Source organism: Saccharopolyspora sp. NPDC045941 (genome assembly GCF_056431445.1).
On sequence record NZ_JBWKKU010000014.1, the window covers coordinates 51,340 to 71,463 of the forward strand.

The 20,124-nt window shown below is 67.0% G+C and carries 16 protein-coding genes and 3 pseudogenes; 4 read left to right on the forward strand and 15 right to left on the reverse strand.

Features of this window, described 5'->3' with window-relative positions:
- Positions 1-175: 175 nt before the first annotated feature.
- Entirely contained in the window at positions 176-715 is a 540-nt protein-coding gene (locus tag AC07FN_RS13650) for an RNA polymerase sigma factor (protein ID WP_478395904.1), read from the reverse strand.
- A gap of 221 nt (positions 716-936) precedes the next feature.
- On the opposite strand from AC07FN_RS13650, the pseudogene AC07FN_RS13655 reads away from it, so the two are divergent.
- Together AC07FN_RS13655 and AC07FN_RS13660 are read left to right on the forward strand one after the other, a co-directional pair.
- Positions 937-1,689 (forward strand): annotated as a pseudogene (locus AC07FN_RS13655) (DPP IV N-terminal domain-containing protein); the annotation flags it as partial.
- 367 nt (positions 1,690-2,056) lie between these two features.
- Positions 2,057-2,230: pseudogene (locus tag AC07FN_RS13660) on the forward strand (hypothetical protein); the annotation flags it as partial.
- 358 nt (positions 2,231-2,588) lie between these two features.
- Here AC07FN_RS13660 and AC07FN_RS13665 read toward each other — a convergent pair.
- The 14 genes and pseudogenes from AC07FN_RS13665 to AC07FN_RS13730 form a co-directional block, all read right to left on the reverse strand.
- Positions 2,589-3,734, reverse strand: a complete 1,146-nt coding sequence (locus AC07FN_RS13665) for a Glu/Leu/Phe/Val family dehydrogenase (protein WP_478395905.1) — start codon at positions 3,732-3,734, stop codon at positions 2,589-2,591.
- Positions 3,731-4,369 carry a heterodisulfide reductase-related iron-sulfur binding cluster gene (locus tag AC07FN_RS13670; RefSeq protein ID WP_478395906.1) on the reverse strand — a complete coding sequence of 213 codons (639 nt, stop codon included), beginning with the start codon at positions 4,367-4,369 and terminating at the stop codon, positions 3,731-3,733. The genes AC07FN_RS13665 and AC07FN_RS13670 overlap by 4 nt, the downstream gene beginning before the upstream one ends.
- A gap of 22 nt (positions 4,370-4,391) precedes the next feature.
- Positions 4,392-6,497: a GMC family oxidoreductase N-terminal domain-containing protein gene (locus AC07FN_RS13675; protein WP_478395907.1), complete on the reverse strand. Its 2,106-nt coding sequence runs from the start codon at positions 6,495-6,497 to the stop codon at positions 4,392-4,394.
- 50 nt (positions 6,498-6,547) lie between these two features.
- Positions 6,548-6,859, reverse strand: a complete 312-nt coding sequence (locus AC07FN_RS13680; RefSeq protein WP_478395908.1) for a GlcG/HbpS family heme-binding protein — start codon at positions 6,857-6,859, stop codon at positions 6,548-6,550.
- 84 nt (positions 6,860-6,943) lie between these two features.
- Positions 6,944-8,506, reverse strand: a complete 1,563-nt coding sequence (locus tag AC07FN_RS13685) for a purine-cytosine permease family protein (protein WP_478395909.1) — start codon at positions 8,504-8,506, stop codon at positions 6,944-6,946.
- 187 nt (positions 8,507-8,693) lie between these two features.
- The gene (locus tag AC07FN_RS13690; protein WP_478395910.1) at positions 8,694-10,004 is read right to left on the reverse strand and encodes a M20 family metallopeptidase; all 1,311 of its coding nucleotides are present in this window, start codon (positions 10,002-10,004) and stop codon (positions 8,694-8,696) included.
- Positions 10,001-11,104 (reverse strand): Gfo/Idh/MocA family protein, encoded by a 1,104-nt coding sequence (locus AC07FN_RS13695; protein ID WP_478395911.1) that lies wholly within the window; start codon positions 11,102-11,104, stop codon positions 10,001-10,003. Before AC07FN_RS13695 ends, AC07FN_RS13690 begins: the two co-directional genes overlap by 4 nt.
- Positions 11,041-12,366, reverse strand: coding sequence for an MFS transporter (locus tag AC07FN_RS13700; RefSeq protein ID WP_478395912.1), 1,326 nt, complete (start codon positions 12,364-12,366; stop codon positions 11,041-11,043). Before AC07FN_RS13700 ends, AC07FN_RS13695 begins: the two co-directional genes overlap by 64 nt.
- A gap of 24 nt (positions 12,367-12,390) precedes the next feature.
- Positions 12,391-13,170 carry an IclR family transcriptional regulator gene (locus AC07FN_RS13705; RefSeq protein WP_478395913.1) on the reverse strand — a complete coding sequence of 260 codons (780 nt, stop codon included), beginning with the start codon at positions 13,168-13,170 and terminating at the stop codon, positions 12,391-12,393.
- Positions 13,158-14,618 (reverse strand): aldehyde dehydrogenase family protein, encoded by a 1,461-nt coding sequence (locus AC07FN_RS13710; RefSeq protein WP_478395914.1) that lies wholly within the window; start codon positions 14,616-14,618, stop codon positions 13,158-13,160. The genes AC07FN_RS13705 and AC07FN_RS13710 overlap by 13 nt, the downstream gene beginning before the upstream one ends.
- A 380-nt stretch (positions 14,619-14,998) precedes the next feature.
- Positions 14,999-15,425: pseudogene (locus tag AC07FN_RS13715) on the reverse strand (IS3 family transposase); the annotation flags it as partial.
- Positions 15,406-15,720 (reverse strand): hypothetical protein, encoded by a 315-nt coding sequence (locus tag AC07FN_RS13720; protein ID WP_478395915.1) that lies wholly within the window; start codon positions 15,718-15,720, stop codon positions 15,406-15,408. The pseudogene AC07FN_RS13715 and the gene AC07FN_RS13720, both read right to left, overlap by 20 nt.
- A 36-nt stretch (positions 15,721-15,756) precedes the next feature.
- Positions 15,757-16,461 (reverse strand): IS30 family transposase, encoded by a 705-nt coding sequence (locus tag AC07FN_RS13725; RefSeq protein WP_478395916.1) that lies wholly within the window; start codon positions 16,459-16,461, stop codon positions 15,757-15,759.
- 306 nt (positions 16,462-16,767) lie between these two features.
- Positions 16,768-17,652, reverse strand: a complete 885-nt coding sequence (locus AC07FN_RS13730; RefSeq protein ID WP_478395917.1) for a PaaX family transcriptional regulator C-terminal domain-containing protein — start codon at positions 17,650-17,652, stop codon at positions 16,768-16,770.
- A 140-nt stretch (positions 17,653-17,792) separates the two neighbouring features.
- On the opposite strand from AC07FN_RS13730, the gene AC07FN_RS13735 reads away from it, so the two are divergent.
- Both AC07FN_RS13735 and AC07FN_RS13740 read left to right on the forward strand, forming a co-directional pair.
- Positions 17,793-19,280 carry a glycoside hydrolase family 5 protein gene (locus AC07FN_RS13735; RefSeq protein WP_478395918.1) on the forward strand — a complete coding sequence of 496 codons (1,488 nt, stop codon included), beginning with the start codon at positions 17,793-17,795 and terminating at the stop codon, positions 19,278-19,280.
- A 300-nt stretch (positions 19,281-19,580) separates the two neighbouring features.
- Positions 19,581-19,970: a hypothetical protein gene (locus AC07FN_RS13740; RefSeq protein WP_478395919.1), complete on the forward strand. Its 390-nt coding sequence runs from the start codon at positions 19,581-19,583 to the stop codon at positions 19,968-19,970.
- Positions 19,971-20,124 lie beyond the last annotated feature (154 nt).

A 20,124-nucleotide genomic window follows, 5' to 3' on the forward strand; every position in this document is an offset into this window, starting at 1 on the left:
CGTTCGGCGTTCATGAAGAGTTCGAGCTCCGCGCGAGCCATGGCTCCTACGTCGGGAACCTCGGACCTGCGCCGGTACCCGGATTCGATCTGGGCCATCCAACGCCGTACGGCGAGGTCGTCGTCGGGTGGCGGAGCTGTGGCGTCACGGTGGTCGGAGAAGATCTTCTCGAGATTCACCGTTCGTCCTCTTTTCGCGCGGCCGTCAACGTGGCCTTGAGCCGCTGGGTGGCCCGGGACAGGTTGCTGCGCACGGTCGACTCCTTGATGTTGAGCTCCCCCGCGATCTCATCGATCTCCAGGTCGAACTCGAACCGCATCGTGACGATCTCGCGCTGCCGGGGAGGGAGTTCGCTCACCGCGGCCCAGACCTCCGTTTTTTCCGCCAGCTTCTCCGCAGAGTCCCGGACCGCGCCGTCGGCAACGGGCGCCGGGTCTTCGCGCTGCCGACGCAGGCCGTAGAGCTTGTGTCTGGTCACCCTGACCACCCATCCCCACGGGCAATCCATGATCGACACCTCGGGCCACTGCTCGTACGCGTCGATCATGGCCTCCTGCAGCGCGTCCTCTCCTTGCTGGGGGTTGTCCGCGTTGCGGCGCGCGAAGCCAGCCAGCCGGTTCTCGTACCTGCGAAAGTACTGCTCGTAGTCGAGCGGTTGCGCAGCAGGACTTTCTGGAGTGACCTCGGGTTTCGGGTCATCGCTCGCTCCGGGCACGCTGCTGCCTTTCCATCGTCGCTGTCATTGATAGATGTGCTCAACGATGCCGATTTGCTGCACGCGTACGACAATCCGTCCAAGAATCACCCAGATGGGGCAACTACGGGCATGATGCCTTGTTTTCTCCCCAGCTCTCCGAATGTGCGTTCGTGCCCCCCGGACCCAAATCCCCACCTTGTTCGCGCCAGCCGTTCTGCATCTATTGATCCATAACTCAAATGTGGCGTGGTCGTTGGTTATGGTGTGAAGGTGGCGGTGGTTGGTGCTCGGTGGCTTTCCCCGTCGTCGCAGGAGGATCTGCGGCGGCGGGTGGTCGCTGCGGTCGAGGCTGGGCAGAGTCAGGCCGAGGTCGCGGAGATCTTCGGTGTGGGGTTGCGGTCGGTGTCGCCGACCTCGCGACCGGGCGCACGACGACCGTCCATGTGGGGAACGAGATCGCGGATTCCCTGGGGGCCCAGGGAATCGAGGCACTCACCTGGAGTGCGGACGAATGCGTGGTCTACGTCTTGGCGCATCTGCAGGGCGATCGGACCGCTTCCCTGCTGGAGATCGACGTCGCCACCGGGGCCCGCCGCGTCGTGCTGACGGAGACCGACGAAGAGGTCTACGAGCCGAATACCTTCCAGTACGGGCTGCCGTTGGTGCGGGTTCTGCCGGAATCCGGCGAAGTGATCTGGTTCTCCCAGCGCGACGGCTGGGGCCACCTGTACCGGTACGACCTCGCGACCGGATCCTGCAGGAACCGCATCACCAGCGGAAACCTCGTCGTGCGCGACATTCTCCGGATCGACCGCGGGGGACGGCAGGTGTACTTCACCGCCTGCTGCGGCGACGACGGTGACAACCCGTACTGGCGGAAGGTCTACCGGGCAGCCCTCGACGGCAGCGGGCGGACTCTGCTCACCCCGGAGCGCGCAGACCACAGGCTGGCGGCGGCCGCCCCACAGTTCGCCGCCGTGATCTTCGACGACCTCCGCGGGCCGGTGGACCCGTTCAGCCCGAGCGGCCGGGTCTTCGTGGATCACCAGTCGACTGCGACCCAGCCGCCGCACATCCTGCTTCGGGACAGCAGCGACGGCCGGACCCTGCACATCCTGGAACAGACCGATGTCGCCGGCTTGCTGGCCGCCGGGTACCGGATACCGGAGGTCTTCCAGGTCAAGGGCGCCGACGGCGAGACCGACATCTGGGGTGCGATCACGCTCCCGGAGCAGCCGGCCGACCCCGGCAGCGTCCCGGTCATCGACCTGATCTACGCCGGTTTCCAGGTGTGCCGGAACCCCAGCGCGTTCCTGGGCAGCGAGATCGTGGCCCGCCCGACCGGTCCCACCAGTGCGTATGCGGCACTCGGCTTCGCCACCGTGGTGCTGGACGGCCGCGGCACCCCGGGGCGCGCCAAGTCCTTTCGGCAGTGGACGCGGCGGGGCACCGACCCCCCGGCGTGGACTGGCCGATCACGTCGCTGCCATCACGGCGTTGAAGGTGCGGTACCCGCAGCTGGATCTCGACCGGGTGGGGATCACCGGGCACTCCTACGGTGGCTACTTCACCGCACGAGCATTGTCCAGGCGGTCGGTTAGCTCAGCGCGAGCGCGGACTTCAGCAGCGCCTTGGTCAGATGCTGAAGCAGCCCATGCTCCGGGCCAGGCCCACCCCGCCAGCCTTGGCAGGGAAGGTGAGCTCGGCGATCAGCTGCTTATCCACCGCAACGACGGCGTTCTCACCTATAACGGTCGACGGCTCACGGGTTGTCCATGATGGAAGTGGTCATGATAATCACTGCTCGCTCTTCCATGGTCAAGACATACGACGTCCTGCGGACAGTCCCCACCACCTGGCGTAGCTGCCTTGTCCACTGTGGTGTTCTCGCTCAGTCCGGGATCCGGCTCTTGCTCCTCATCGCTGCACGGACGCGGTCCTCGGCGAGCTGCCTTCCGGCCTGGTGCGGGGTGAGCTGCTGGGCCGCCGCTTCATCGAGCACGGTGCGCGTGTTGGCCCGCAGCTTGTCCGCGATGGTGGTGAAGACTTTCTCGGTGGCGGGCCGGAAACCGGAATGGCGGGCGTCCATCGCGAAAGCAGCTGCGATGACCCCGCCTGCGTTGGCGACGAAGTCTGGGATCACGGTGATGCCGCGTGCCGCGAGCACTGCCTGTGCCGCCCGTGAAGTCGGCAGGTTCGCGCCTTCGACGACGAGCCCGGCCTTGAGCCGTTCGGCGACGTGCTCGTCGATCACGTCCTGCAGCGCGGCGGGCACCAGCACGTCGCAGTCGAGCAGCAGTTCCTGTCCAGAGGGCAGGTGGGTGCCGCTGCCGAAGCGGGTGACGAACGCATCGCTGTGCTCGTCGCGGGCGCGGCTCAGGTTGGCGACGTCGAAGCCGGCCGGGTTGTACCGGGCACCATGGGCCGTCGACACCGCCACGACAGTGGCTCCGAGCGCGGCGAATCGTTCCGCCGCGGCACGCCCGACCGCGCCATAGCCCTGGATCACGACCCGCGAACCGGACAGCGGGCGCCCGACGGCTTGGGCTCCGGCGTCGGCTGCCTCGGCGACGCCGAACCCGGTGACGCCGAGCTGGTCGTAGGCGATGCCACCGAGCTGCGCCGGGGTGCCGACGGCGGCGCCCCGGTCGCCGAGCTCGTCCTGGATGATCGCGGCGTCGTTCTCGGTCAAGCCCATGTCGAGCCCGAACACGTACTCCCGCGGAACCTCGTTGTGCAGGGCGCGGGCAAACGCACGCAGGATCGCCTCCTTGTCCGGTGCGTTCGGGTCGGCCACGATACCGGCTTTGGCGCCGCCGTAGAACAGGTCCACCGCGGCCCACTTCCAGGTCATGTTGCGGGCCAGGCGAGCAACCTCGGTGACGGACACGCCGGGGGCCATCCGGGTGCCGCCCTTGCCGACGCCCCGGGCGGTGTTGTCGACGACCAGCACCCCTTTCATCCCGGTGCGGCGGTGGGAAACGACGACGATCTTCTCCGGGCCCCACTCGTCGACGAGGTCCAGTGCGTTGGTCATGTCAGCTCTTCCTTCGGGACAGGGGTGGGCAGGTGGGCGGCGAGTAGTTCGGCGAGGTGTACGGCGCGTCGTGGAGTGGCCTGGGCGATTTGTGTGCGGCAGCTGAAGCCGTCGGCGAGCACCACGGTGTCCGAGGGAGCCCCTCGGACCGCGGGCAGCAGCACGGCTTCGCCCGTGGCGCGGGAGGCCTCGTAATGGCCCCGCTCGAAGCCGAAGTTCCCGGCCAGCCCGCAGCACCCGGAGTCGAGGACTTGGTTGTCGGCCCCGCCGCCTCCAGCAGCGCCGAATCCGCGTCGACCCCGGCGGTGGCGTGCTGGTGGCAGTGGGTTTGCGAGATCGACGCTATGGTGATCCGCGGCGGTTTCCAGCTCGGCGAACGTGCTGGTCAGTTCGGAGAGGCCGCGGGCGATCGGGTCGGCATCGAGCAGCTCGGGCAGGTCGGCCCGCAACGCGGCGGTACAGCTGGGTTCGAGCCCGACCATGCGGGTGCCGCGCTTCACGTGCTCCCGCAGCGCACGGGTGGTGCGTGCGGCGACCCGGCGCGCGACCCCGAGCTGGCCGGTCGTGAGCCAGGTCAGCCCGCAGCACTGAGTTCCCTCGGGCACTTCGACCCGGTACCCGGCATCCTCCAGCACGTGGACACCCGCCCGGAGCACCTCAAGGCTGAAGTGGTTGTTGAACGTGTCGACCCACAGCAGGACCGGCCCGCGGGACCCGTCGCCGCTCGGGATGCGGTCGGCGAACCACCGACGGAACGTCTGTTCGGCGAATTGCGGAATGGCCCGCTCTTCCGCGATCCCGCCGACGCGCTTGAGCAGCGGGGCGATCCGGGAGGCCGTGACGGCGTTGACCAGCCGTGGCATCCGTGCGGCGACCCGGGACAGCACGGGCAGCCAGCCCATCGAATAGTGGGACGCGGGACGCAGCCGACCCCGGTAGTGGTGGTGCAGGAACTCGGATTTGTAGGCGGCGACGTCGACCCCGACCGGGCAGTCGGAGCTGCATCCCTTGCAGGACAGGCACAGGTCCAGCGCATCCCGGACCTCGGTGGAACGCCAGCCGTCCGTGATGATCTCGCCCTGCGTCATCTCGTACAGCAACCGCGAGTGGGGGAGACGCGCAGGTCGGAGTCGAGCGGCCGCGGGTGCACGATGATCCCGGGATTGAGGCCGTTGTCGGGGGCCCTCGATGGCGAGTGGCGCGGATGCCGCCAGCAATGTCCATGAGGTAGAGGTTGGGTACGTCGTGCGCGCGGCCCCACGGGTCCACCACGAAGGTCGCCGGGTCGGCGCCCATGGTGGCCGTGCCGAGCAGGTGCCAGCCGCAGTCCCGCATCAGCGGGGTGTCCTGCGTGGCGATCGCGCCTGCCGCCAGGTGCGCCTCGCGCAAGCGGTCCAGGTGGAAGTCGAGTAGCCGCCGGGTGTTCTCGGAGGTGCGGTACACGATCTTGGGCGCGGCGAAACCGTCCCGATCGGTCAGGTCATCGCTGAGGGTGACCCGGTTCGCGGCATCGGGAAGGTCTTCCGCGATCACGCCCCACTCGAAGGACTGCCCGAACCGCCGGGCGGTTTCGGTGTGGAAAGCCGTGCCCCACGGCGCGAGTGGATCGGTGTCGTCGCCGGCGTCGTCCGGCCGCCCGGTGTAGCCGGACCGGTGTCCCAGCGGCCCGCCGGCAGGCATCACCTGCCATTTCCCGCCGCGGACGAATCCGCGAGCCGGGTCGGTCTCGTAGAACTGCATCGACACGATCGACTGCCCGGCCGGTCCGAGCCAGCTTTCCAGTTCCTCGTCATAGGTGCCGTTGACCGCCGCGTAGGGATGGATCATCAGCCGTCTGCCGACGAGGCCAGAGGAGTTGGCCAGCCCGCCCGGGAACCGGGCGGACGTGGACATTTCCAGCAGCCGCGGCGTGCCGACACCGTTCGCGGCGAGGATGACCACTTCGGCCCGCTGCCGGCGTGGGGTTCCGTTCCGATCCAGGTACACCGCGCCGTCGGCGAGGCCGCGTTCGTCCACGGTGATCTCGGCGACCCGGGCTCCGGTCACCAGGTGCACCCCCGCGGCCACGGCGGGCCGCCAGTGCGTGATGTCGAAGCTGGCCTTGGCGCCCTCCGGGCACCCGGTCTGGCAGGTGCCCCGGCGCACGCACGCCTCCTGCCCGTTGCGCGGCCGGGACGCGATCGCGTTGGTTCCCGGCCACCAGTGCCAGCCGAGCCGGTTCATGCCCGCCGCCGCCCGGGCGCCGATCCGGCCCATCGGTAGCGGAGGCAGGGGATAGGGGGTCGTTTCGGGATAGGCGGGATCGCCTGCCAGCCCGGAGGCGCCGACGGCGAGGTCGACCCGATCGTAGTAAGGCTCCAGGTCCTCATAGGACAGTGGCCAGTCGTCGGCGACCCCGTCGAACGAGCGGACCCGGAAGTCGGACGGCAGCATCCGCATCCACTGGGCCCCGTAGAGGATCGTGCTGCCGCCGACGCCGTTGTACATCAACGGGTTCACGTCGGACTCCGCCACGTCGACCTGATAGTCGGCCGTGCCCTTGCGGACGTTGGGATTCGGATGCCACAGGCGCTGGCTGCCGAGTTCCCAGCTCGGGGTGGCGCCGAGGAAGTCGGCCCTGCGCGTCCAGTCTCCCCGCTCGAGGCAGACCACCGAGAAGCCGGCCCGGACGAGCTCCAGCGCGGCCACGCCGCCCGCGGCCCCGGCTCCGATGATCAGCACATCGGCCAGGTCGGGTGGAGCCGGTGAAGATTCTTCGGTCATCGTCATCCTTTCCCGATGCGGATGGAGTCCCGGAATGTCCGATATGGAGCTCAAAGAGTGGCAGTCGCCCGGGAAATTTCTTCGTCCTCGTCCAAGGTTCCGTCCGAGTCGCCGACCGCCCCGACGGCGGGGCTACCCAGCAACTGACCACCGGCGAAGCTGACCAGTGGCCGGCCCGCGACCGAGGTGTTCAAGCCGTAGAACGGCTCGCCGGGCAGAACCAGATCGGCGAGCGACGCGGTCGAGGTCCGCACTGCCAGCGCCGTGTAGGCCTTGGCCTGGCGAGGTCCCCGGCCGCGAGCAGGCCGCCTCGTGCGCCAGGAAGGCCAGCAAGTTGCCGCCCGCGTCCACCACAGCCACACAGCAGGCTACGGATCGTACTTCGGCGCAAGCCATTCCGCGGCGCACCACCTCGTCGAGCGCCTGGGCGTGAAGCAGAGTGCCCATCACGACACCCCGTCCGCCGCGAGTGACTGGCACTGCAAGCACAACGGACGGCCGGTGGAGTCCAGATCCGTCTCGAAGGCCACATAGGACAGTCGGCAGCTCTCGCACCGGATGCGCACCTGCCAGGGGTCCTGCACCGCGGAACGGACGTCAGTGGTGGCCCGTGGCCGTCGCGCGGTCGGGCCTGCAGCGTGCACCATGCCGTAGAGCAACGACGAGACCACCAACGACACGAGCGGCGCGAGAGGGGATAGCACCGGGAACTGCTCAGGCATCTCCAGCAGCGCGATGCCGGTCCCGGCGGAGACCATCCAGATCGCGAAGGCAGGGGCGACCGCCCTGAGCCGTGCCGGACGGAACTCCGGGGTCCGTCCGCGGTGGAACACCCAGTGCACTGCGGTGATCCCCATGAAGGACACCATCAGCACCGCCTGCCACGCCAGGGCCAGCGCGATGTAGCTGAACACGTCGGTGAACATGAGCGCCAGCACGAGCGCGGCCAGTACTAGCACCCAGATTCGCCGGGAAAGGTTGTGCCGGGAGAAATGCGCCACGAACCGCTCGAAGTTGATGCTGGCGAAGTAGAAGTTCGCTGAGTTGATCCGGACCTGGCTGACGACGATCACCAGCAGCCCGACGAGGCCGAGCGACAGCGTGATGCCGGTGACCACGCCGGCCTCGCTGATGTTCTCCTTCGCCGCGGTCAGGCCGACCACCAGGATTCCCACGATCCCGCTGAAGAGATACGCGACCAGGTAGAACACCCACCCGAAGGTGACGTGCACGTGGAACCTGCTGTCCTGCGGTCGGCCGAACCGGGCCGCGTCCTGGGTTTCAGGGAAGAGGATGAAAATTCCCAAGTACAGCACCACAACGGTAAGCCAGCCCGGGACCGCGCCGCCAGCATGGGCACCCGCTTCGAACGTCGACCAGTCGCCCTGCCACCCGAACCGCAGCCCGGCCACCACCACGGCGGCGATGAGCCCGAAGAAGTACACGGGCAGTGAGAGCACGTTGAGCTTGCTCAGCCAGGTCTGCATCCCGCCGAGCATCAGGGGAAGCATGCCCGCCACCACGATCGCGTACCAGACGCGGATATCCCAGAACCGGAAGTACGACTGCAAGGCGACGGCGAGCATGCTGCTCTCGAACACGGCGTAGTAGACGGCGCCAAGCCCTACCAGCAGCGGGGTGATCGCCGCCGCCTTGTGCCCGAAGATCTCCCGGGAGAGCAAGGTCGAGTTCAGTCCCCACTTGATGGCGACCGAACTGCTCAGCCCGCCGAACAGGCCGAAGATCGCCACCGCGACCACCAGCCCGACGACGGCTTGCCCGACTCCGGCCATGCTGGCGGCCAGTGCTCCGTAGTAGACGAAGGCCATCGCGCTGATGATCGAGGACCAGCTTCCGAACACCTTCCGCCGGACGATCCGCGCACTGGGCGGGACCACGTGGTTGGTGTACTCCTCGAGGACCTGCTGCTCGACGACCTGGGGATCGTCGGCGTCCGTGGTCACCAGCTCGGGCGTGCGTGACGGCAGCGCGTCGGGGGAGTGATTCATCCGATTTCCTTCACAGGTCGGCTGATCGAGCAGACTTCGTCGCCGAGATCGCCTACACCGGCGAGCCAGAGGCGTTGGTCCGGCCGCCTGCGTCCTACGTCGTCCGTACGTGCCGTCCACAGAGGACGTCCATGGTGCGCGCACGAGTGGGCGGGCGCCAGGTATGATTCCCGTCCACTCGTGCTGATCAGCTTGTCGAGCTTGGGTGTTCGCTGTGCACGGTATGGTCGAACTCGGCGCGAACCGCGGCCCGAAGGTCGGCGTCGCAGAGGAAGTCGGCGGCGGTCGCGGCGAGGCCCACGGCTCCGTCGATCACGCCGCGGTCTCCGCGTTCACTCCGGGCCCAACCGGCGAACTCTTCGGTGTGCAGTGCCACCCCCGGCGGTGCTACCGCCAGCATGGGATGAATGGCAGGAAGCCGGTGACTGAGGTTCCCGAGATCGGTGGAACCGGTCAGCGTCTCCGGGACGACCCCTTCGGGCAGGACGGTCCGCCCACGCCGGCCCAGGTGGTGGGCCCACCTGGCGGCGAGGGTGTGGTTGTGGTTGATTGGCTGGTAGGGGAGCACCGGATCCCAGGTCACCTCGACCTGGGTCCCCGCCGCTCGCGCAGCCCCGGTGAACACATCGTCCATGCGGGCACAGAGATCATCCAGCGTCTCCGGGTGCGCGGAGCGCGCATAGAACCGCAAAGCTGCTTGTGCGGGAACCACATTCGGCCGGCCACCGCCGTCGGTGAATACGCCGTGGATGCGGTCCGTCGGCGGCAGGTGCTGGCGTAGTGCGGCTACGCCTTGGTATGCCGACACTGCGGCGTCCAGCGCGTTTCGCCCCATGAACGGCATCACCGCCGCGTGGGCGGCGACACCGCGGAAGGTGACGTCTACGACGCGGCGTCCGATGAAGGGGTGGGTGGCGACGTCGTAGCTGAACGGGTGCAGCATCACCACCGCGTCGATCCCGTCGAATCCGCCTGCCCGTGCGATTAGTTCCTTACCGCCGCCGCCCTCCTCGGCCGGGGTGCCGATCAGATCGGCCGTCCCGCCGAGCGCGTCGATCTGCTCGGCCACTGCGAGCCAGGCTCCCACTGCGCTGGCGCAGATGATGTTGTGCCCGCAGGCATGTCCGAGCTCCGGCAGCGCGTCGTACTCGGCGAGGATCGCAATCCGCGTGCCCGTGGTGCCCACGCGTGCGTGCACGGCGGTCGGCAGGCCGAAGGCACCGGTTTCGACGTCGTGGCCGTTCTTGCGCAGGAGACCGGCGACCTCGGCAGCAGCCCGGTGTTCCTGGTTCATGATCTCCGGATGGTCGTGGACGGCATGGCTGAGCTCCACAAGGGACTCGGCACGGTGCTCGACGGATTTCGTCAGCGCGTCCACGATCTCTGGTGCGGCACCTCGATGCGGTGACGAGTGCGGAACCGCCGACGCCATCCGCCGGCGCGTTTCCGCGTATAGCCGGCTGAGGTAGGCGTTGTCCGGTTCGATTCCGGCGGTCATGCCTCGACCTCCGCCGGAAGGCCGGTCCGGAGGGATTCTTCGATGGCGAAGGCGACCCTTGCCGCCGCCAGACCGTCGTCGATCGTGGCGGCTACTTCCCCGTTCCCGCCGGTTGCGTCGACCCATTGTTCGACCTGGTTTCGCAACGATCCGACGACCCGGCGCCCGACCGACGGCCAATGCAGCGCGTCGACCGCGTTGAGCCCGCTGGAATCGGCGATCACCACCTCGTCGCCGCCGCGGATCTCCACGGTCGCATTGCCGCCGACGACGATCGTGCGGGTTTCGAGAGCGCTGGGCCGGCTGTTGGCGGCCGCCCAGGTCAGTTCCAGCTGGCCGATCGCGCCGCTGGCGAACTCGAGGATCACCAGGATGGTCGCGTCGACGTCCAGCGGCCACCCTTCCGGCTGCCGTGCCGCGGCATACACCTTGCGGACCGGACTCCCGGCAAGCCAGGCCATCGCGTCGAGATCGTGGACACCCAGGTAGTAGAGCAGCGACGTGCGGCCAGCCACCCGAAGCGACGTCTGGGCCCTGCTCCGGCGCGTGGCGCTGAGGTGGACCACCGGGCCAAAATCGGGCTGACGGGTCCTGGAAACGGCGGCAAGGTAGCGAGGGTCCGCGCGCAGCAGGTGCGCGCTGGCGTGCGTGCCCGCAGTGCCGGACAGCCCGTCGATCAGCCGAGCGGCATCGGCAGCGGTACTGGCCACCGGCTTTTCAAGGAACACGTGGAGTCCTGCGCGCGCCGCGTCGACCGCGGGCGCGACCTGTGCCCACTCGGGCAGGGCAAGGATGACGGCATCGGCGACGTCGGCTTCGAGCAGGGCCCGGTAGTCGGAGAAGGCGGTCACTCCGGCCTCGCGAGCCACCTTTTCGGCGCGGTCGCCGTCGGTGTCGCACACCGCGGTGAGGCGTGCTCCCGCCAGGTCACCGGCGATCGCCACATAGCGTTGCCCCATGAATCCGAGGCCGAGAACTGCGATACGAAGGAGGTCGGACATCGATTTCCTCTGGTTGTCGGGTGGAAGCAGGGCCCTCAGTTCGGTGCTTTCTCCAGCAACCGCGAAGAGGGGGAGTGCAAGGTGTTCCGCCGGGCCCACAGCCCGGCAGACAAGGTGATCAGCCCGGAAACCGTCGCGAGAACGGCAGCCGGCCAGTAGGCTCCGCCCGCCGCTCGGACGAGGTAGCTGGTGAGGATCGGCAGCAGGCCGCCGCCGAGGATGGCGGAGATCTGGTAGCAGAGCGAGATGCCGGTGTAGCGGACATTGCTCGGGAACAGGTCGTTCAAAGTGGACGACAAGGCGCCGTAGTAGGGCATGATCAGCGCATAGCTGACGGTGACACTCAAGATCAGTCCCGCAGGACCCCAGGCGACAGCACCGGCGAAGGTCGGGACCGCGGTCAGGGAGAATAGGAGACCGCCGAGTGCGACCACCTTCCGCCGGTCCCGGCGGTCCAGGCTGAACGAAGCGCCGGCCAGGACGACCACCGCGCAGGCCGATGCGATGACCAGGCTCAGTGATGCGTAGACCTTCGGCACTCCCATCGTCCCCGACACGTAACTCGGCAAGAAGGAAGTGACGAGATACGAGGCGTGGGTGACGAAGGTTATGCCCACCCCGATCAGGACGGGACCCCGGTGGTCGCGCAGCACGCTGATCAACGGCACCCGAGCCGTCTCCCCGCGCGACTGGACGGCGGTGAACTGCGGTGATTCGTCGATCCGCAGGCGGATCACGATGCCGGTCACGAGCAGGAGCACCGAGAGCAGGAAGGGCACTCGCCATCCCCACGAGTTGTAGGCGTCCGCAGGCATCAACTGGGAAAGCGCGATGACTCCGGCCGACGACAGCATTCCGAGCGGGCTTCCGAATTGGGGGAACGAGCCGAAGAACGCGCGCCGGTGTGCCGGTGCGTGCTCCACGGACAGCGCGACCGCGCCGCCCCATTCTCCGCCGACGGCGAGTCCCTGGACGAACCGCAGCGCGACCAGCAGCACGGGCGCCCAGATGCCGATCTGCTGGTACGTGGGGAGAAGCCCGACAACCGTCGTGGCGATCCCCATCATCAGCAGCGAGACGACCAAGGTGTTCTTCCGGCCTGCACGGTCGCCGAAGTGGGCGAAGACCAGACCGCCGATCGGCCGTGCGACGAATCCCACGCCCAGCGTGGAGAACGCCAGGAGATTGCTCGTCAGCGGATCGTCGGTGGGGAAGAACATCGGCCCCAGTACCAGTGCCACCGTCGTGGCGTAGACGTAGAAGTCGTACCACTCGATGGTGGTCCCGACGAGTGCGGCAATGGCGGCGGCGGTACCTTTTCCGGCTGGCTTGCGCGTCCGTGGGTTGGTTTGTGCAGTCAAGGAGTCCTCCCAGTCCCGCGTCGGTCAGCGGACAGCGAGTTTCAGCAAGGTGACGACTTCTTCGGCGGCCTCGTGCAGCACTGTCGCCAGGTGATCCCGCTCCCGGCGGATCCGCAGCACGGGGCCAACTGCGCTCAGGGCGCCGAAAACGTCGGTCCCCGAACCGATGCGCACTGAGACGGCGCCGACGTCGGGATCGAGTTCCCCGTCGGTGAAAGAAACCTCGGTGGCGCGGATGGCGGCGAACTCATCGAGGAGGGTATCCAGGTCGGTGGTGGTCGAATCGGTGTAGCGCGCCAGAATGCGGCCCCCGAACATGCGTCGTTGCTCTTGTTCCGTGCGCCAGGCGAACAGTACTTTCGCTCCTGCCCCGGCATGGCCGGGGACGCGGACACCCGCCCGCGTCGAGTACCGGACCGGCGACGGCCCTTCGGCCACGGCGAGGCAGTTGGCCTCGTTGCCGTCCGGAACCGTGAAGAGGATGGTCTCCCCGGTCTGACGCGCGAGCTTGCGCAGAACCGGGCGGACCACGACGACGTGCGGATTGTCCCGTGCGGCGAGCTTTCCCAGCTCGTGGACGACCGCGCCGAGCCGGTAGGTCCGGGTGGTGGGGTCGGCGAACAGGAATCCCCGCCGATCGAGCGTCACCAGCACGCGGTGGGTGACGGACTTGTCCCACCCGAGGTGGCGGGTGAGGTCACTGGCCCGCCATTGCGGATGGTCCGCGTCGAATGCGAGCAGCAACTCCAGCGCCCGGTCGACGGTCTGGAGTGTGGCGCCGTTCTGCCCCGTCACGCTGCCCATGGGGACCGCCACGCATCGTCGCCCTGCCACACGGTCTTCAGCTGCATGTATTCGTGCTGTGCTTCGGTTCCGTGCTCGATCCCGATACCGGATTGCCGGCGGCCGCTGAACGGGACGCCTGGGTCGAGCCGGTGCACGGTGTTGACCCAGACGATGCCGGCGTTCACCTGCTGCACTGCGCGGCGCAGTTCGGTCGGCTTGGTTCCCCAGACGTTGGCCGCCAGGCCGTACTCGGAGTCGTTGACCAGGGCGATCGCCTCGTCCAGGTCGCGGTAGCTCGTGACGGTGAGGATCGGGCCGAAAATCTCTTCGCGGAACAGCCGCGAGTCGGGCGCAACTGCGTCGACGACGGTCGGGGCGAACCACCAGCCGTCTTCGAAGCCTTTCGGGCGTAGCCGTTCACCACCGACGACGACCTCACCGTCCTTTTCGGCCAACGCGGCATAGCCTTCGATCCGGTTCAGTTGCTCGGCGGAGATGATCGAACCGATCTGCGTATCGGGATCCTCCGGATCACCGATCCGCAGGCCCTTGGTCCGGTGCACGATCCGGGCCACGAGATCCTGGTGGACATCACGGTGCACGATCACGCGATTGCCCGCAGTGCACGTTTGCCCGCTGTTGGCGAAAGCGGTGTGCACGACGGCGTCGGCGGCAGCGTCGAGATTCGCCGACGGAAGAACCAGGGACGCCGACTTTCCCCCGAGTTCTAGAGTGAAGGACTTGATCGAATCCGCACCCTGTGCCATGAGGCGCCGACCGGTGGCAGTGCTTCCGGTGAAGGTCACCTTCTTGACGCGCGGGTGACCGGCCAGTGCCGCCCCGGTGATCGGTCCATCTCCGGTGACCACGTTCACCACGCCCGGGGGAAGGCCCGCCGCCTGCGCGAGCTCCGCCAGTCGAAGCGGGACCAGCGGTGCCTGTTCCGCGGGTTTGACCACCACGGCGTTCCCGCAGGCGAGAACCGGGGCGACCTTCGTGACGAAGTTCGACGCGGGGTAGTTCCAGGGAATGATCGCCGCGACCACTCCATACGGTTCGTACGTGGTGTAGGTCAGCTCGTCCGCTCCGACGGGAATCGTCGCACCGCGCACCGTCTGACCCCAGCCGGCATACCACCGCAGCATGTCCGCGGCGCGCGCTGCGGACCCGACGGCCACCGAAATGGGCTTCCCGGTGTCGGCGACGTCGAGCTTCGCCAGTTCCTCGCGGTGGTCCTCGATGATGTCCGCCCAGCAGTGGAGCAGCTGACCACGCCTGGCAGCGCCCATCTGCCACCATTCACCAGACGCCCGTTCCGCTGCGGCGACGGCTGTTTCGACGTCGTCACTGCTTCCCGTGGCGACTCGCGCCAGCAAGGCACCCGTTGCGGGGTTGTACACGGCGTAGGTCCGGCTGCTCGCTGATTCCTGACCGACTCCACCGAAGTCGTGGCCGGAGAATTTCATCGCGTCACCGCTTTCTCTATTTGCGCAACTTCTTCTCTCTGCGCGGCCCGCACATGTTGAGCGCGGCGAACGTCCTTGTCAACACAGCACATTCCGCGGCCGCAGCCGGCGGTCAACGCGGGTCGGAAGACGAGAAAGCGGTCCGGGTGGAACAGCGGCTGAGGTTTCCCGCTGCAGCGCGCTTCAAGAGCGCGTCTTATGTCTGGGTGGGCTGCGGATTGTCCGTGCGGGGCTCGGTCGAGCACACAATCGCACCCCGCCGCGCCGACCATCCGCATTCGACCCGATCGACTACCCTGAGGTGTGTCAAGGATCTTGGACGGTCCTTGGTGGGTTTCCTCATGCCGCGATTGCGGGTGAGGTGGTCTCGAGCCTCTGCTGGGGTACCGGTAGCCGAGGCTGCTGTGGAGTCGTTTCCGGTTGTAGAACCCTTCGATGTAGTCGGCGACGACGAAGCGGGCTCGGGCCCGGGTGGGGAACGTTTCGCGTTGCTACATCTCATTTTTCAGTGAAGCGAAGAACGATTCGGTGGCAGCGTCATCCCAACGCACACCGGTTCGCCCGACGCTCGTGCGACGCGATTTTCGTTGCAGAAACGGGAAAAATCAGCGGAGATGCATTGCGTGCCACGGTCGGAGTGGAATACCGTATCCGGGTCGACTTGCCCGTGGGTGATCGCCATGTCCCGGCCTCGACGATCAACGATGTGCGCATGTGTTCGGCCAGTTGCCAGCCGACGACCATGCGGGTGGCCAGGTCGATCACGGTCGAAAGGTACAGCCAGCCCTCACCTGTTCTGAGGTAAGTAGACCTGAACTCCGGTGTCGGCGGTGAAGCGGGCGTGCTGGGACATTTCCTTGCCCTGGTCCCACGTCACCGATTTCCACATGTCCTGTATGGACAAGTGTGGTGGGAGGCCGGCTGCGGATGTCCGGGGTGCGGCGGGGTTGAGCCGGGGGTGGTGACGCAGGTCGTGGTCGAGGAGGCCGGGTAGTCGGGTGATGCCGTGGGTGAGGGCGTCGCGGACGGCCTCGGCGGTCTTGCCGTTCGGTAGGGCGATCAGCAGTAGGTAGCGGGAGTGGCGTTCGGCCAGGGTGACCACGGCACTGTTGTGGGAGCCGAGGATGAGGTCGCCTTCTCAGTGGCCGGGCACGGCCCGGTCTGTGGCCTCCGGCGGGCGTGCCGAGATCGGCACCCGGTCGGGGATCTGCCCACGCCCGCTTGTGTTGTTCGCGGCCCGGGCCGTGGCCGCGCGGGGCCGCCGCAGGCGCTGCTTGCGACGCAGGTACTGGGCCAGTTCCGCTTTCAAAGTGCCTTTGGCCTGGACGAACAGGCTCCGGTAGATCGTTTCGTGGGACACCTGCATCTCCGGGTCATTCGGGTAGTCCCGGCGGAGTGTGGCAGCGATCTGCTGCGGAGCCCACCGCTGCTCCAGTCCGTCGGCCACCACTGCGGCCAGCTGCGGGTTGCGGGCCAGCTTCGGCGTCTTCGGCCGCCTTGCCCGCTGCCACGCGGCCTGGTCGGCCTCGGCGGCCCGATACGCCTGGCGCCCGCCGTTGCGGTTGATCTCCCGCGAGATCACCGACACGTCCCGGCCCAGCTCGCGGGCGATCTCCCGCAGGAACTTCCCCGCCGAAAGCCCCCGGGAGATCTCCTCCCGCTCGGCGAAACTCAACGCCCTCACCGCCCGCCGACGCGGCACCGGCGCGATCCCGCCCGCCGGCGCCACGATCCTGCTCACGGACGTGTGTGAAATCCCCAGCCGGCGGCCGATCTCCCGCTGCCCGAGCCCCTCCTGCCACAGCCGCCACACCTCATCGGCACACTGCCGCACGACCGACACCGCAACACCTCCACCAAGATCATTCCAAAGGTGTTGCACCGACCCCCTGAGACAAGTACGCCGACGAACGGCCGAGCAGCAACAGCCAGCCCGCAATCCGCACCAAGATCAGATACAGCAGGCGTAGTGACATGGCTCGCGATCACGTCCTGTTGCCGAGCGTGCCGTAGCCACAGTTCGGAGGACACGGGCCAGCCTTTGGAACCCCGCAGGGCGGCGGGTCAGGCGTGGGTGCATCCGGTTCCGCGAGGTCGCAGTCGCGGTGCCGTGGCGGCCGGTAGGCGTGGTGGGGTCACCGACCGCTGGTTAGGTGGTGGAGTCGGAACGGGAAGAGCCCGCATCTGGGGGGGCAGGTGCGTACTGCCGGTACAGATCGAGGTCAGGTGCACCATCGATGAGACGTGACCAGACGCCCATGAACCGATCGCGGACGCGACGTGGGGGCCAGTCCGCCGGGAGCAGCGCAGCGGGCAGTAGCGGGTCCGCCGCGAGGGCCTGCGTGAACGGCTCCGAGATCATCAGCGCGGCGACGGCTCGCTCCACGGGATCGTTGGGGACGGCTGCCTGCTCAACGGGGTTGAGTACGCAATTCGCAATCTCGTAGCCGACGATCACAGGCGGCAGATCCCAGTATCGCGTGATGATGTCTGCAGGCTCATCGAGGCCTGCGATGTCGATGCTGGTCACGTCGGCGACGATGAGCTGGTCGATGACGCTCGGATCGGGCAGGGAGCCGTAGTGCCGGAGCGGGGGGCGAGGGTCGTTCGTCGATAGGTAGAGCGCCGGCGCGATAGTCACACAGCCGAACCGGGTGAGTGACGAACGCAGTGCATCGCGATCCGCGCGGCGGCTCTCCGGCAGGGAGAAGGCGGTTAGCCGCCATAGCCCGTCCCAGGGGGCCGTTCCGTCCTCTAGCGCGCGAGCGCGACGTAGCCGGCCAGCCGTCACGGGGTCGGGGCGCGGACCCTGGGCCGTGCGGACCAGCACACCCGCGCGTCCCCGTCCCTCCTGCCGTGCAAGACCAGCGGCCTCGACCCGGCGGATTGCCAAGCGCACCGGCTGATCTTCGATCCCGAGTGCGAACGCGATGTCGTACACCAGGCGCAGCGACGCGCGCCCGCGGCTGTCAAAACAGGCCTCGACGATCGTACGCGGAGTGGGCATCGGTGCCAGGGTCGTCAAGGTTGCCACGTCCTCCAGCTTACCGCTCGGGGTATTCCCCTAAGAACGAAACTATCTCTAGACTCACGATGGTGAAGCATGAGATAGTATGAGGCGGCGATCAGCACCGACGACTGCCGTCCACTCAATGATGAGGAGAGTTCTTTCTAGTGACCAGTACTGTTCAACCGGCCGCTCGAAGTCGAATCCACGGACCGATCAGGCACAGCAGTCGATGGCTGATCGACGCCACCGGGCGGGCCGTCCAGTTTCGCGGGATCAATCTCATGCGTCGACTGCCGCCGTTCTTTCCTGAACCCTTCGGCGAGGGGGATGTCCGATGGCTGTCCGACCAGGGCTTCAACAGCGCGCGCCTGGGTATCATTTACTCAGCAGTCGAGCCGGAGCTCGATGGCTACGACGATGAGTACATTCGACGTATGGTTGCTTACCACAAGCTCCTTACTGGCTACGGCTTCTTCAACACCATCGATTTCCATCAGGACGCCTTCGGGCGACGGTTCGGTGGCGACGGATTCCCCTCATGGGCGATTCCGGATACGCCCGACCTCGACGCAAAATGGGCCCCGATCTCCAAGGCGCTAGAGGAAATCGACTGCACACTGCAGCGGTTCGTGCTCACCGTGGAGCACAACCCAGCCCTACGGCGCGCATGGGACGACTTCTGGACGAACGCGGTGCAGAAAAACGGCCGAGGACTACAGGACCAGTTCATTCGTGCCTGCGTTCGTGTCATCGAATCGTTTTATGGCGAGCAGGATATGCTAATCGGCTACTCTCCGCTGAACGAGCCACTCGTCGGCAATCTCACGGCGCCGCTCGGCGACCACATCGCAGCCCAGCGTGCGCCCTTCTACCGGCGTTGGCTGGATGCAGTGCGTACGGTCGACTCGGACAACCTTGTCTACATGTTCAGTAACATTCTATGGTCAGCCGGAAACGGAAAATCTGACATGGATAACGTGCGAACGCTCGCAGGTGCGGTCGTCGACGACCATCTAGCGTTCGAACGACATCACTACACTGGCTCACTTTCCGAACACGACGTTTCCGCCCAACGTGCCATTTACGACGAGGATGATGTGCTCGCGCGGGAAACCGGCATGCCGTTCGTCGTCAACGAGTTCTCTGCGTGTGACGATGACGTAAATAATGCGCGTGACGTCGACTTCGCGGGCGAGCGGTTCCTCTCGTGGATGATGTGGTCCTACTATGCTGAGGCAGAGATCTGCTGCCCGGACTCGGGCCTCCTGCGGGACGAATCCCTGCCAGCGTCCGACGATAATGTGAAGCCCGGCAAGGCCGATGCTCTGATCACACCCTATCCGCAGGCAATTGCCGGAACGCCCCTCAGTTACCATTTCGACCGCGCAAGCAAGACGATGACAATGGAGTATTCGACGCGGCCAGTCGGTGAATCCCTTGATTCCGATGCGCCGACGGTGGTCTTCGTCCCTCGCCGTGTCTACCCGACTGGTTATCGGGTCGAGGCGGAGGGCGCGCGGGTCGTTTCCGATCCGACGTCACCTTGGGTGGACATCGTTACCGACGGCCGCGCCTCTCCCGTCAAAGTGCGGATTACTGCGGCGTCGAATTCCACTGTCGCCCTTCCGAGCGAGCTGGAGCACGCTCGTTAACAGCGGCGAGGACTGTGCTGCGAATGGTGCATCCGGCCCGACACTCGCATCGACATAGTTCTCTCCCCATGCGGGGGTTGAGGTCCGGCGAGATGGACACTGAGAGTGATTCCCAATGTTTTTGTCAAAGCATCAGGGAGGGTGCAGTGCCAGCAGAAAAGGGAACCCCGCCTGCGCATGACCGCCGCAGGCTGTCGGGCGATGCGCAGTTGGCACTCTTCGTCCCACGTGCCTGTACCGAGGTCACCAGTCTGCTGGCCCCGGCGACAGCCGCCGGTGAACGTGGCAGGTGATGCGCCCGTGAGTCGAAATCTCCTCGCGCTCATCCGCCGCATCCTCGAGGATCAAGGTATCTGCAAGGCGCCGGTCACGGAGGTCCGTGTAGCGCTCGCCGTACCGCCAGTACGTCCGTCCGCGGCGCTCGGCCTGGTAATTCGGTGGCACGCCATGGTGCGGGTCACTACCGTCCCGCGCGTGAGCTACGAACATCCATCGGCACGACGAGGGGCCGTGCCGACGATTGGTCGATGGCACCGTGGCTTGGCGCTGTTGTGTGCATTCACCGGAGAGTCCGACCGTGCCTTCCTGGAGGCGCGAATCAGCGAGTCCCGCAACGTGCTCGACGACCCCGATCCAGGCGCAACCAACGTCATCCGCCTGACCGCGGCGGCCAGGCGCAGGCTCATCTGAGCCCCGGCATGACCACCCAACGTCAGCGCGACCACGCACAACGCCCGCTCCAGCACTGTTTGGTATTTCGGCCATAGCGAGCCGCCAACTCGGGCACCTCTTCGGCGAAGGTCTTCCTAGGCGTTCCGACCGGGGACCCCCGAGGCTCCGCGAT

Coding starts and splice junctions, on each gene's coding strand:
- AC07FN_RS13665 (WP_478395905.1), bottom strand. CDS start 3,734: ATGACCAACGCACTGGACCTCGTCGACGAGTGGGGCCCGGAGAAGATC.
- AC07FN_RS13675 (WP_478395907.1), bottom strand. CDS start 6,497: ATGACCGAAGAATCTTCACCGGCTCCACCCGACCTGGCCGATGTGCTG.
- AC07FN_RS13685 (WP_478395909.1), bottom strand. CDS start 8,506: ATGAATCACTCCCCCGACGCGCTGCCGTCACGCACGCCCGAGCTGGTG.
- AC07FN_RS13690 (WP_478395910.1), bottom strand. CDS start 10,004: ATGACCGCCGGAATCGAACCGGACAACGCCTACCTCAGCCGGCTATAC.
- AC07FN_RS13705 (WP_478395913.1), bottom strand. CDS start 13,170: ATGGGCAGCGTGACGGGGCAGAACGGCGCCACACTCCAGACCGTCGAC.
- AC07FN_RS13710 (WP_478395914.1), bottom strand. CDS start 14,618: ATGAAATTCTCCGGCCACGACTTCGGTGGAGTCGGTCAGGAATCAGCG.